The organism is Streptomyces sp. NPDC044106, assembly GCF_056433985.1.
This window is the reverse complement of sequence record NZ_JBWKFZ010000008.1, coordinates 38,200-51,131: the sequence shown is the minus strand read 5'-3', so window position 1 is coordinate 51,131 and position 12,932 is coordinate 38,200. Positions and strand designations below refer to the sequence as shown.

The 12,932-nt window shown below is 71.4% G+C and carries 13 protein-coding genes; 12 read left to right on the top strand and 1 reads right to left on the bottom strand.

The annotated features are described in order from the left end of the window. Window positions 1-104 precede the first annotated feature (104 nt). Window positions 105-608 carry a Rossmann-fold NAD(P)-binding domain-containing protein gene (locus tag AC07DI_RS15695; RefSeq protein ID WP_478904859.1) on the top strand — a complete coding sequence of 168 codons (504 nt, stop codon included), beginning with the start codon at window positions 105-107 and terminating at the stop codon, window positions 606-608. Between the two features lie 47 nt (window positions 609-655). Here the strand turns inward: AC07DI_RS15695 and AC07DI_RS15690 are convergent, their stop codons facing one another. Beyond that, complete coding sequence (locus AC07DI_RS15690; protein WP_384248482.1) at window positions 656-1,846, bottom strand: YihY/virulence factor BrkB family protein; 1,191 nt, start codon at window positions 1,844-1,846, stop codon at window positions 656-658. Between the two features lie 17 nt (window positions 1,847-1,863). Here AC07DI_RS15690 and AC07DI_RS15685 point away from each other — a divergent pair, with 17 nt between their 5' ends. The 11 genes from AC07DI_RS15685 (at window position 1,864) to AC07DI_RS15635 (ending at window position 12,912) form a co-directional block, all read left to right on the top strand. Then, window positions 1,864-3,498 (top strand): acyl-CoA dehydrogenase family protein, encoded by a 1,635-nt coding sequence (locus tag AC07DI_RS15685; RefSeq protein WP_478904858.1) that lies wholly within the window; start codon window positions 1,864-1,866, stop codon window positions 3,496-3,498. Between the two features lie 267 nt (window positions 3,499-3,765). Next, on the top strand, window positions 3,766-5,064 hold the full coding sequence (locus AC07DI_RS15680; RefSeq protein WP_478904857.1) for a GAF domain-containing protein: 1,299 nt from the start codon (window positions 3,766-3,768) through the stop codon (window positions 5,062-5,064). A 99-nt stretch (window positions 5,065-5,163) separates the two neighbouring features. After that, window positions 5,164-5,751 carry a GNAT family N-acetyltransferase gene (locus AC07DI_RS15675; RefSeq protein ID WP_478904856.1) on the top strand — a complete coding sequence of 196 codons (588 nt, stop codon included), beginning with the start codon at window positions 5,164-5,166 and terminating at the stop codon, window positions 5,749-5,751. Window positions 5,752-5,875: 124 nt separating this feature from the next. Beyond that, window positions 5,876-5,959 (top strand): putative leader peptide, encoded by an 84-nt coding sequence (locus AC07DI_RS15670; RefSeq protein WP_317850486.1) that lies wholly within the window; start codon window positions 5,876-5,878, stop codon window positions 5,957-5,959. A gap of 147 nt (window positions 5,960-6,106) precedes the next feature. Further along, a complete protein-coding gene (locus tag AC07DI_RS15665) occupies window positions 6,107-7,804 on the top strand; it encodes a nitrite/sulfite reductase (RefSeq protein WP_478904855.1) in 1,698 nt (565 codons plus the stop codon). Then, entirely contained in the window at window positions 7,801-7,980 is a 180-nt protein-coding gene (locus AC07DI_RS15660; protein ID WP_478904854.1) for a hypothetical protein, read from the top strand. Before AC07DI_RS15665 ends, AC07DI_RS15660 begins: the two co-directional genes overlap by 4 nt. Further along, window positions 7,977-8,693: a phosphoadenylyl-sulfate reductase gene (locus tag AC07DI_RS15655; RefSeq protein WP_478904853.1), complete on the top strand. Its 717-nt coding sequence runs from the start codon at window positions 7,977-7,979 to the stop codon at window positions 8,691-8,693. Before AC07DI_RS15660 ends, AC07DI_RS15655 begins: the two co-directional genes overlap by 4 nt. Further along, window positions 8,690-9,262: an adenylyl-sulfate kinase gene (gene cysC / locus AC07DI_RS15650; protein WP_478904852.1), complete on the top strand. Its 573-nt coding sequence runs from the start codon at window positions 8,690-8,692 to the stop codon at window positions 9,260-9,262. The genes AC07DI_RS15655 and cysC overlap by 4 nt, the downstream gene beginning before the upstream one ends. Then, a complete protein-coding gene (cysD, locus tag AC07DI_RS15645; protein ID WP_478904851.1) occupies window positions 9,259-10,194 on the top strand; it encodes a sulfate adenylyltransferase subunit CysD in 936 nt (311 codons plus the stop codon). Before cysC ends, cysD begins: the two co-directional genes overlap by 4 nt. Before the next feature lie 2 nt (window positions 10,195-10,196). Then, window positions 10,197-11,567 carry a sulfate adenylyltransferase subunit 1 gene (locus AC07DI_RS15640; RefSeq protein WP_478904850.1) on the top strand — a complete coding sequence of 457 codons (1,371 nt, stop codon included), beginning with the start codon at window positions 10,197-10,199 and terminating at the stop codon, window positions 11,565-11,567. Between the two features lie 238 nt (window positions 11,568-11,805). Next, window positions 11,806-12,912, top strand: coding sequence for an ABC transporter substrate-binding protein (locus AC07DI_RS15635; protein ID WP_478904849.1), 1,107 nt, complete (start codon window positions 11,806-11,808; stop codon window positions 12,910-12,912). Window positions 12,913-12,932: the final 20 nt, after the last annotated feature.

Sequence of the window (12,932 nt, the reverse complement as noted above, 5' to 3'; positions counted from 1 at the left end):
AGACGGTCGGCGCCTTCGCGCGGCAGGCGGCCGAACTCGGCGTACGGCACCTCACGCTGCTCTCGGCGCGGGGCGAGCCCCAGGCGCACGCGACGGAGCGGGCGGTGCGGGAGGCGGGCGCGCGGTGGACGGTCGTGCGGGCCAGCTGGTTCGCGCAGAACCTCAGCGAGGGGCCGCTCCTGGACGGGATGCGGGGCGGGGAGCTGGTCTTTCCCGCCGGTGAGGTCCTTGAGCCCTTCATCGACGCGCGGGACATAGCGGATGTGGTGGTCGCCGCGCTGACGGGCGGCGACCGGTTCGCGGGCCGGATCCTCGATCTCACCGGGCCCCGGCTGCTTTCGTTCCGGCAGGCGGTGGCGGAGGTCGCGGCGGCGGTGGGGCGGGAGATCGCGTACGTCCCTGTGCCGGCGCGCGACTACGGGGCGGCGCTCACGGAGTTCGGGATTCCGGCCGCGGAGGCGGAGTTCCTGGTGGAGCTGTTCGAGACGAACCTCGACGGCCGCAACGCGAGGCTCTCGGAAGGGGTACGCGAGGTGCTGGGCCGGGAGCCCAGGGACTTCGCGGACTTCGCCGGGGAACAGGCCGCGGCGGGCACCTGGAAGAGGTGAGGCCGGGCCCGACGGAGCGAGGTCGCGGGGCTTCGAGGCCCCGCTCCTCAACCGCCGCAGGAGCCGTCTCCGCCGCTCCCCGTACCGTTGCGTTTCGCGTGTTTCGGCTGCTTCGTGGGCTTCGGGGGCGTACGCAGCCGGGACGACACGTCGTCCGGCGGCAGGAAGCGCGACCACCGTTCGGGGTACTCGGACGGCATCTCGGGGTCCTCGGGGTCGTCGTCGAGTTCCGCCATCGCCTCGCGCGCGGCGGCCGCGCGGGCCACCACCTCCACGGCCTGCGCCTCCCTTATGCGGTCGTTGGCGGCGCGCGCGGCCTTCGTCGCGACGGACGGCCAGACGCGGTCGATGGCCGCGTTGACGGCGGCGCCGACCAGGACCGCGAACGCCGAGACGCCGATCCACAGCAGCACGGCGACCGGGGCCGCGAGCGAGCCGTAGATGGTGGGGCCCTCGACCGTGCTGGTGAGGTAGATGCGCAGGAGGAAGCTGCCGAGCACCCACATGGCGAGCGCGATCAGCGCGCCGGGCATGTCCTCCACCCACGGCGAACGCACCGGCACGGACACGTGGTAAAGCGTCGTCAGGAAGACGACGGAGAGGATGACGACGACCGGCCAGTAGAGGATCTGGACGACCGTCGTGGAGCCCGGCAGCAGGTTCACCACCGCGTCGGGGCCCGCCACCATCAGCGGCAGCGCGACCGAGCCGATGAGCAGCGCCACGATGAACAGGCCGAAGGACAGCATCCGGGTCTTGACGATGCCGCGCACGCCGTCGAGACCGTACATCACGGTGATGGTGTCGATGAAGACCGCCACGGCGCGGGAGCCGGACCACAGCGCGAAGAGGAAGCCGATGGAGATGATGTCGGGCCGGCTGACCCGCAACACGTCGTCCAGTATCGGCTCGGCGATCTGACTGACACCTTTGTCGGACAGGACCGTGCGGGACGCCTCCAGGATGTTGTTCTGGACGCTGGCGATGGTGTCGGCGCCCGTCCACCGGTCCACGTAGGCGAGCAACCCGATCAGGCTGAGGAGCAGCGGCGGCACGGAGAGCAGCGTGAAGAACGCCGCCTCGGCCGCGAGCCCCAGGATGCGGTACTCGACGCACGAGTTGACGGTGTCCTTGAGCAGCAGCCAGGCGGTCCTGCGCTTGGAGACGTTCCGGTAGAGAGCGCGGGCCCGTTTCCAACGGCCAGAGGGCCGCCCGGGTGTTTCTTTTGCCTGGTGCACCTCCTTACCGTAGCGGCATGGCAGCCAGCACCCACACAGTGACCAACCAGGCTCCGCCCCTGGTGGGATATGACGTATTCACGTCCGACCGGGCCCTCGTGGAGGGCGTCGAGCGGCATCTGGACCCGGCGCTCCTGGATTCCGCCCGCGACGAACTCGCCCTCCTCGGCCGCTCCGCGGGTTCCGCCCAGGCACAGAGGTGGGGAAATCAGGCCAATGAGAATCCTCCCGTTCTGCACACACATGACCGCTACGGCCACCGGATCGACGAGGTCGACTTCCATCCCGCGTGGCACCGGCTGCTCGGCAAGGCCGTCTCCGCGGGTCTCACCGCCGCCTGGTCGCGGCCCGGCGGACATCTGCGGCGGGCCGCCGGCTTCCTGGTGTGGACGCAGGCCGAGGGGGGTCACGGCTGCCCGGTCTCGATGACGCACGCCGCGGTGCCCGCGCTGCGCGCCGACCCCGCGCTCGCCGCCGAGTGGGAGCCGCGGCTCACCTCGACGGTGTACGACGAAGGGCTGCGTCCCGCGTCGCAGAAGGCCGGTGTCGTCTTCGGGATGGGGATGACGGAGAAGCAGGGCGGCAGCGACGTACGGGCCAACACGACACGCGCGCAGGCGCTCGCCGAGGACGGGACGTACGCGCTCACCGGACACAAGTGGTTCTGTTCCGCGCCCATGTCCGACGGGTTCCTGGTGCTCGCGCAGGCCGAACGGGGGCTGACCTGCTTCCTGGTGCCGCGGGTCCTTGAGGACGGCTCGCGGAACGCCTTCGCCATCCAGCGGCTCAAGGACAAGCTGGGCAACAGGTCCAACGCGTCCAGCGAGGTCGAGTTCGACGGGACGTGGGCGCGCCGGGTCGGCGAGGAGGGGCGCGGGGTGCGCACCATCATCGGGATGGTGGCGGCGACCCGGCTCGACTGCGTGATCGGTTCGGCCGCGCTGATGCGGCAGGCCGTGGTGCAGGCGGTGCACCACACGACGCACCGGGAGGCGTTCGGCGGCAAGCTCGTCGACAAGCCGCTGATGCGCAACGTACTGGCCGATCTGGCCCTCGAGTCCGAGGCGGCCACGACGCTGGCGCTGCGGCTCGCGGCGGCGTACGACGACGGGAGCGAGCAGGAGCGGGCGTTCCTGCGGCTCGCGGTGCCCGCCGCGAAGTACTGGGTGACCAAGCGGTGCACGCCCATGGTCGGCGAGGCCCTGGAGTGCCTCGGCGGCAACGGCTATGTGGAGGAGTCGGGCATGCCGCGGCTGCTGCGCGAGGCGCCGCTCAACTCCATCTGGGAGGGGTCGGGCAACGTCCAGGCGCTGGACGTGCTGCGCGCGCTGCAGCGCGAGCCACAGGCGCTCAACGCGTTCCTTCAGGAGGTCGGGGCGGCGCGCGGCGCCGACCACCGCCTGGACGGCGCGATCAAGGACCTGCTGACCGAACTGGCCGACCTCGACGGCATCGAGGGGCGTGCGCGCCGCCTGGTCGAGCGCATGGCGCTGGTGCTTCAGGGGTCGCTGCTCGTGCGGTACGCGCCTTCGGAGGTCGCCGACGCGTTCTGTGCCTCACGGCTCGGCGGGGACTGGGGCACGGCCTTCGGCACGCTGCCGCACACGCTGGATCTGGCCGCGGTGGTGGAGCGGTCCGCTCCGGCGCTCTAGAGCCGCTCCGGGCCGATACGGGGGTGGTGCCGCGCCGACACGGCACCACCCCCGTCTCTCAGGCCCCTTGAGGAGCGTGAACACCGCACGGGCGGTGTTGTCGTCCACACTTGAGGACCGCTCAGCCGTTGGCCAGAGTTGCAGGAGGTTGCAACTCGCTGTGACGTCCGCCCGCTTCCTCGCCGATGCATCCCCCAGGGACGTGCCCAAGAGGCACGATGGAACGCCCCCCTACACACTGGTCTGGCCGGAAAGGACCCAGTGGTCATGAACGCCCCGCCGACGATCGACCTCGCGCGGATAGCCGGGATGGACCTCGCGCACGCCGCACGGCTCCTGACGGGGGTGCGCGACGCCACGCTCTCCGGCCGGCGGCCGCGGGTCCTGCCGCGCCCGGTGATCGGCGACTCGTGGGGGCGGATGATGCTCGGCGGGGTCGACCCGGACCGCGACGTCCGGTCCCGGCTGCTCAGTGAGGAGGAGCTGGAGAAGCGCCGCCGCGCCTCGCCCCTCGCGGAGGTCCTGCCCGTCCTGCGCGACGCCCTGGTCTCCGTGGCGGACGCCGCGCAGCACATCATGGTCGTCTGCGACGCGGACGCCCGGGTGCTGTGGCGCGAGGGCAGCGCCGCGGTGCTGCGCAAGGCGGACTCGCTCGGCTTTGAACTGGGGGCGGACTGGGGGGAGAGCGTCGTCGGCACGAACGGGATAGGCACTCCGCTGGTGGTGCGCAGACCGGTGCAGGTGTTCTCCGCCGAGCACTTCGTGCGCACCCACCATGCCTGGACGTGCGCGGGCGCCCCGGTGACCGATCCGCGCGACGGCCGGCTGCTCGGCGTCGTCGACGTCAGCGGGCCGCTGCGGACCGTCCACCCCGCCACGCTCGCCCTGGTCGACTCGGTGGCCAAGCTCGCCGAGGCCCGGCTGCGGGACCGGCACGTGACGGCGCTCGGCCGGCTGCGCGCGGTGGCGGCCCCGGTGCTCGCCAGGATCGAGGGGCGGGCGCTCGCGGTGGACGTGCACGGCTGGACCGCCGCGGTGACGGGCATGCCTCCGGCGGACCGCCTGGCTCTGCCCAAGGCCTTCGGCGCGGGCCGCACCTGGCTCCCCTCGCTCGGCTCCTGCGTGGCGGAACCCCTGCCAGGGGGCTGGCTGCTGCGGCTCGACGACCCCGGCGACACGCCGCGCCCGGTCGCCGCGACCCGGCTCGTCCTGGACGTCAGCAGCCCGCGCCGGTGGACGCTCGCGGTGCTCGGCGGCGCCCGCGACTGGACCCACGACCTGAGCCCGCGCCACGCGGAACTGCTCTATCTGCTCGCCACCTGCCGCACGGGCCGCACCGCTTCGGGCCTGGCCGAGGACATGTTCGGCGACCCGGCGCGCACGGTGACGGTCCGCGCCGAGCTCTCCCGGGTGCGGCGCTACCTCGGCGGTCTGCTCGCCCACCGGCCCTACCGCTTCCCCGAGGACGTCGACGTCGAGGTGATCATGCCGGAGCGTCCGGTGGACCTGCTGCCCCACTCGATGGCGCCTGCGGTCCGCGCGGCGCGGCACGGGGCGGAACCCTGAGCGACGCCCGCACGGCTCCCGCGCCCCGTGAAAGCCCCCGGCCCCCCGCGCGAGCCCCCAACCCCGTGACGCCCGCGGGCCCGTGATTCTCTGTGCCCCATGAGTCTCACTGTCACCACTTGGTCCCTGGAGCAGACGTCGCCCGCCGACCTGCTCCCGGCCGCCGCACCCGACGGCGACATCCGGATCGTGCGCGCCGAAGTGCCCTCGCCCGAATTCAGCAGGTTCCTGTACGCGTCCGTCGGCGGGGACATCCACTGGACCGATCGGCTCCCGCTCACCTACGCCGAGTGGCAGAAGCTGCTGGACCGGCCGGGCGTGGAGACGTGGGTCGCGTACGACAGGGGGACGCCCGCGGGGTACGTGGAGCTGGCCGCGCGGGGTGAGCAGGGGGACGCGGCGGAGGGCGTCGTCGAGATCGTCTACTTCGGGCTGCTGCCCGCCTTCCGGGGGCGGCGCATCGGCGGCCACCTCCTCTCGTACGCGACCGCGCGCGCCTGGGACCTGGCCGAGCGGTGGCCGGGCCTCGCGCCGACGGAGCGGGTCTGGCTGCACACCTGCTCCAAGGACGGGGAGCACGCGATGGACAACTACCGGCGGCGCGGCTTCACGCTCTTCGACACCAAGGTCGAGCAGGAGGCCGACGCGCCCGCGCCGGGCCCGTGGCCGGGTGCCCACCGCGGCTGACCCGCTCCATGGAATGCCCCGGTCCGCTGTGACCGACGACACCCCTGCCCACACTTCGGGACAGGGGTGTCCACATCTTGGATAATGCTGGACTGGGCCGAAAGTCCCGTGACACGCTTCCGGCATGGACCGCACTGGAAACGCCTTGGTGAGTCGACGTCACGTCGACCTCGGCCGCATGTCCAGCGCCATGTGTCCGGCTTGCTGATCGACTCAGCACCGCCGCTCCCCGCTTCCTGATTCCGCTCTCCGCGCAGCGTCGCGCGCGCATTTCCGCATGTGTCAGAGCTTTGCGGTCATGTGCCATACCCGCAGGTCAGAGCTGCTAACCCGCTGCCCCGAAGGACTTACCACCATGGCCGCCACGCCAGAAAAGCCTGCCCCAGCCACGCCCCGTCGCAAGGCGAGCCGTCACCGCGGTGAGGGCCAGTGGGCCGTCGGTCACTTCACGCCGCTCAACGGGAACGAGCAGTTCAAGAAGGACGACGACGGTCTCAATGTGCGGACACGTATTGAGACGATCTATTCGAAGCGTGGATTCGACTCCATCGACCCCAACGACCTGCGCGGACGCATGCGCTGGTGGGGCCTCTACACCCAGCGCAAGCCCGGGATCGACGGCGGCAAGACCGCGATCCTGGAGCCGGAGGAGCTGGACGACGAGTACTTCATGCTCCGGGTGCGCGTCGACGGCGGCCGGCTGACCACCGAGCAGCTGCGCGTCATCGGCGAGGTGTCCCAGGAGTTCGCGCGCGGCACCGCCGACCTCACCGACCGGCAGAACATCCAGTACCACTGGATCCGCATCGAGGACGTCCCCGAGATCTGGCGCCGCCTCGAAGCGGTGGGGCTCTCGACGACCGAGGCCTGCGGTGACACACCCCGCGTGATCCTCGGCTCGCCCGTCGCCGGTGTCGCCGAGAACGAGATCATCGACGGCTCCCCCGCCATCGACGAGATACAGCGCCGCTTCATCGGCAACCCCGAGTTCTCGAACCTGCCGCGCAAGTTCAAGACGGCGATCTCCGGTTCCCCGCAGCTCGACGTCGCGCACGAGATCAACGACGTCGCCTTCGTCGGCGTCGACCACCCCGAGCACGGACCCGGCTTCGACCTGTGGGTGGGCGGCGGCCTGTCCACCAACCCCAAGCTCGGTGTGCGCCTCGGCGCCTGGGTGCCGCTCGACGAGGTGCCCGACGTGTTCGGCGGCGTCATCGGCATCTTCCGCGACTACGGCTACCGCCGCCTGCGCAACCGCGCCCGCCTGAAGTTCCTCGTCGCCGACTGGGGCCCGGAGAAGTTCCGGCAAATCCTTGAGGACGAGTACCTGCTGCGCAAGCTCGTCGACGGGCCGGCGCCGGAGCAGCCCGCCGACGTCTGGCGCGACCACCTCGGCGTCCACCGCCAGCGGGACGGACGCTTCTACGTCGGCTTCGCGCCCCGCGTCGGCCGCGTGGACGGCGCCACCCTCACGAAGATCGCCGAGGTCGCCGAGGCGCACGGCTCGGGCCGGCTCCGCACCACCGCCGAGCAGAAGATGATCGTGCTCGACGTCGCGCAGGAGCAGGTCGACCCGCTCGTCTCCGCCCTTGAGGCGCTGGACCTGCGGGTCAACGCCTCGCCCTTCAGGCGCGGCACCATGGCCTGCACCGGCATCGAGTTCTGCAAGCTCGCCATCGTCGAGACCAAGGCGCGCGGCGCCTCGCTCATCGACGAACTGGAGCGCCGCATCCCGGAGTTCGACCAGCCGATCACCATCAACATCAACGGCTGCCCCAACGCCTGCGCCCGCATCCAGGTCGCCGACATCGGCCTCAAGGGCCAGCTGGTCCTGGACGACGAGGGCAACCAGGTCGAGGGCTACCAGGTGCACCTGGGCGGCGCGCTCGGCCTGGAGGCCGGCTTCGGCCGCAAGGTCCGCGGCCTGAAGGTCACCGCCACCGAGCTGCCCGACTACATCGAGCGGGTCCTGGGGCGCTTCCAGGCCGAGCGCGAGGACGGCGAGCGGTTCGCCGCCTGGACGGCCCGCGCGTCCGAGGAGGCCCTCAAGTGAGCGAGCGTGCCACCCCCTTCCACTGCCCGTACTGCGGCGACGAGGACCTGCGTCCGAACGAGACCGGTCACGGCGCCTGGGAATGCGCGGCCTGCAATCGCGCCTTTCAGCTGAAGTTCCTCGGGCTGCTCGCCCGGGGCGTTCAGCACACCAGCGGTGGAGAGGACCGGACATGACGACCGCTCAGGACCAACTGCGGTACACCGAGGACGAGTTGAAGGCACTCACCGAGCAGGCAGGGCGCGACCTGGAGGACGCGTCGGCCCTGGAGATCCTCCAGTGGGCCGCCGACACCTTCGGCGCGCGGTTCTGCGTGACCTCGTCCATGGAGGACGCCGTCGTCGCCCACCTCGCCGCGCGGGCCAGGCCCGGCGTCGACGTCGTCTTCCTGGACACCGGCTACCACTTCCCGGAGACCATCGGTACCCGCGACGCCGTCGAGGCCGTGATGGACGTCAACGTCATCACCCTGACACCGCGTCAGACCGTCGCCGAGCAGGACGCCGAGTACGGCCCGAAGCTGCACGACCGCGACCCCGACCTCTGCTGCAGGCTGCGCAAGGTGCAGCCCCTGACGGAGGGCCTCGAGGGGTACGCGGCATGGGCGACCGGGCTGCGCCGCGACGAGTCGCCGACCCGCGCGAACACCCCGGTCGTCGGCTGGGACGAGAAGCGCCGCAAGGTCAAGATCTCGCCGATCGCCCGCTGGAGCCAGGACGACGTGGACGCGTACGCCGCCGAGCACGGCGTCCTCACCAACCCGCTCCTGATGGACGGCTACGGCTCGGTCGGCTGCGCCCCCTGCACCCGCCGACTCCTCGCGGGCGAGGAGTCCCGGGCCGGCCGCTGGGCCGGGAACGCCAAGACCGAGTGCGGGATCCACGGATGACCGCGGCACAGCGAGAAGTTCAGGAGAAACACGTGACGACCGGAGCCACCGTCTGGCTCACCGGCCTGCCCAGCGCCGGCAAGACCACCATCGCGTACGAACTGGCGGGCCGGCTGCGCGCGGAGGGCCGCCGCGTCGAGGTGCTCGACGGCGACGAGATCCGCGAGTTCCTCTCGGCGGGCCTCGGCTTCAGCCGCGCGGACCGGCACACCAACGTGCAGCGCATCGGCTTCGTCGCCGAACTCCTCGCCCGCAACGGCGTGCTGGCGCTCGTACCGGTCATCGCGCCGTTCGCGGACAGCCGCGAGGCGGTCAGGAAGCGCCACCAGGAGACCGGCACCGCATATGTCGAGGTGCATGTCGCGACGCCGGTCGAGGTGTGCTCCGTACGCGATGTGAAGGGCCTGTACGCCAAGCAGGCGACGGGCGAGATATCCGGGCTCACCGGTGTCGACGACCCGTACGAGGAGCCCGACTCGCCCGATCTGCGCATCGAGTCGCAGGACCAGACCGTGCAGGAGTCAGCGGCGGCCGTGCACGCGCTGCTCACCGAGAGGGGTCTCGCATGACGACCGTCGCAGGCGTCTCCGAGGAGACGGACAGCCCGTACGCGCTCAGCCACCTGGACGCCCTGGAGTCCGAGGCGGTGCACATCTTCCGCGAGGTGGCGGGCGAGTTCGAGCGGCCGGTGATCCTCTTCTCCGGCGGCAAGGACTCCATCCTCATGCTGCACCTGGCGCTGAAGGCGTTCGCCCCGGCGGCGGTCCCCTTCTCGCTCCTCCACGTCGACACCGGGCACAACTTCCCCGAGGTCATCGAGTACCGCGACCGCGTCGTCGCCGAGCACGGGCTGCGGCTGCACGTCGCCTCCGTGCAGGAGTACATCGACGCGGGCAAGCTGCGCGAGCGCCCGGACGGCACCCGCAACCCGCTGCAGACCGTGCCGTTGACGGAGAAGATCCAGAGCGAGCGGTTCGACGCCGTGTTCGGCGGCGGGCGGCGCGACGAGGAGAAGGCGCGCGCCAAGGAGCGGGTGTTCTCGCTGCGCGACGAGTTCTCGCAGTGGAACCCGCGCCGCCAGCGCCCCGAGCTCTGGCAGCTCTACAACGGCCGGCACGCGCCCGGCGAGCACGTCCGCGTCTTCCCGCTCTCCAACTGGACCGAGCTGGACGTCTGGCAGTACATCGCCCGCGAGAAGATCGAGCTCCCGGGCATCTACTTCGCGCACGAGCGGGACGTCTTCAAGCGCTCCGGGATGTGGCTGACCGCCGGGGACTGGGGCGGCCCGAAGGAGGGCGAGACGGTCGAGCGGCGGCTGGTCCGCTACCGCACGGTGGGCGACATGTCCTGCACCGGCGCCGTCGACTCCGACGCGACGACGCTGGAAGCCGTCATCACCGAGATCGCCGCGTCCCGCCTCACCGAGCGCGGAGCCACCCGGGCCGACGACAAGCTCTCCGAGGCCGCGATGGAAGACCGCAAGCGCGAGGGGTACTTCTAACCATGAGCAACAGCACCACCGAGCCCGTACAGCCGCTCTCCACCGAGCAGTTGTCGGCCACCACCCTGCTGCGGTTCGCCACCGCGGGCTCCGTCGACGACGGCAAGTCCACCCTGGTGGGCCGCCTGCTCCACGACTCCAAGTCGGTCCTCACCGACCAGCTGGAGGCCGTGGAGCGGGTCTCGCAGGACCGCGGCCAGGCCGCCCCCGACCTCGCGCTGCTCACCGACGGCCTGCGCGCCGAGCGGGAGCAGGGCATCACCATCGACGTCGCGTACCGCTACTTCGCCACGGCGCGGCGCCGGTTCATCCTCGCCGACACCCCGGGCCACGTGCAGTACACCAGGAACATGGTGACCGGCGCGTCCACGGCCGACCTCGCCGTGGTCCTCGTGGACGCCCGCAACGGCGTCATCGAGCAGACCCGCAGGCACGCCGCCGTCGCCGCCCTCCTGCGCGTCCCGCACGTCGTCCTCGCCGTGAACAAGATGGACCTCGTCGCGTACGAGGAGAAGGTGTTCGCGAGGATCGCCGAGGAGTTCACCGCGTACGCGAGCGAGCTGGGCGTCCCGGAGATCACCGCCATCCCGATCTCGGCGCTGGCCGGCGACAACGTCGTGGAACCGTCCTCCAACATGGACTGGTACGGCGGCCCGACCGTCCTGGAGCACCTGGAGACGGTCCCGGTCAGCCACGACCTGGCCTCCTGCCACGCGCGCCTGCCCGTGCAGTACGTGATCCGCCCGCAGACCGCCGAACACCCCGACTACCGCGGCTACGCGGGCCAGATCGCGGCCGGCACCTTCCGCGTCGGCGAGTCCGTGACGGTGCTGCCGTCCGGCCGCGGCTCGACGATCACCGGCATCGACCTGCTCGGCAAGGCGGTGGACGTGGCCTGGACGCCGCAGTCCGTCACCCTGCTCCTGGCCGACGACATCGACATCTCGCGCGGCGACCTGATCGTGCCGAGCGGCGACGCCCCGCCGACCACGCAGGACATCGAGGCGACGGTCTGCCACGTGGCGGACACCGCGCTCACCGTCGGCCAGCGGGTCCTGCTCAAGCACACCACCCGTACGGTCAAGGCGATCGTCAAGGAGATCCCGTCGCGGCTCACCCTCGACGACCTCTCCCAGCACCCGGAGCCCGGCCGGCTCGTCGCCAACGACATCGGCCGCGTGCGGGTCCGCACCGCCGAGCCGCTCGCGGTCGACGCGTACGCCGACTCGCGCCGCACCGGTTCCTTCCTGCTGATCGACCCGGCGGACGGCACGACGCTCGCGGCGGGCATGGCGGGCGACGCGTTCGCCGCGGCCGCCGACGCCGCGGTGGAGACCGCCGCGCCCGCGGACGACGAGGGCTGGGACTTCTGAGATGAGGTACGCCGACGTGTTCGCGACGTTCGCCAAGGAGGGCGGCCGCATCGGCAGCGGCGCCCTCGGCAGCGGGCAGGGCGGGGTCTCCCGATGTGCGCGCTGACGTACGCGCACCGCATGCGCGCCCTCGCCCGCCCCCGCTCCGGGGGCCGCTCCGTACGACGACGAAGACCTGCCGACCTCCCGGCCACGCCCTGACGGCGTGCGTTCCGGGCCGACGAGAGGACCCCCTCCCGTGCCTGCCCCACGTACCCGAATCGCCGCCCTGACGGCGCTCCCCCTCCTTGCCCTGGCGCTCGGCGCCTGCGGATACGGCTCCGACACCGACTCGGCCGACGAGGGCAAGGCCAAGGTCGCCGCCGGCGCCAAGAAGATCGACGGCCTGGACAGCGTGAAGATCGGGTACTTCCCGAACCTCACCCACGCCACCGCCCTCGTCGGCAACCAGGAGGGGCTCTTCCAGAAGGAACTCGGCGGTACGGAGGCGAAGTACTCCCAGTTCAACGCCGGGCCCTCGGAGATCGAGGCGCTCAATGCGGGCTCCATCGACATCGGCTGGATCGGCCCGTCGCCCGCCATCAACGGCTACACCAAGTCGCAGGGCAAGAACCTGCGGATCATCGGCGGCTCGGCGTCCGGCGGCGTGAAGCTCGTGGTGAACCCCGAGAAGATCAAGTCGCTGAAGGACGTCAAGGGCAAGAAGATCGCGACGCCGCAGCTCGGCAACACCCAGGACGTTGCCTTCCTCAACTGGATCTCCGAGCAGGGCTGGAAGACCGACGCGCAGAGCGGCAAGGGCGACGTGTCGGTGGTCCGCACCGACAACAAGATCACCCCGGACGCCTACAAGTCCGGCTCGGTCGACGGCGCCTGGGTCCCGGAGCCGACCGCGTCCAAGCTGGTCGCCGAGGGCGGCAAGGTGCTGCTCGACGAGGCCGACCTGTGGCCGGACAAGAAGTTCGTGATCACCAACATCATCGTGCGGCAGGAGTTCCTCAAAGAGCACCCGAAGGTCGTGGAGGCCGTGCTGCGCGGCGCCGTGAAGACCAACGCGTGGATCGCGAAGAACCCCGAGAAGGCGAAGGCCGCCGCGAACGCCCGCCTGAAGGCCGACGTCGGCAAGCCGCTGCCCGCGGGCGTGCTCGACCCGGCGTGGAAGTCGATCAGCACGACCGACGACCCGCTGGCCGCGACGCTCGACGCGGAGGCGGACCACGCGGTCAAGGCCGGTCTCCTGGAGAAGCCCGATCTCAAGGGCATCTACGACCTCGGCCCGCTGAACAAGGTCCTGAAGGCCGCGGGCAAGCCCCCGGTCGACGACGCCGGCCTCGGCGTCAAGTAGCCCCGCAAGACGACCGTTCC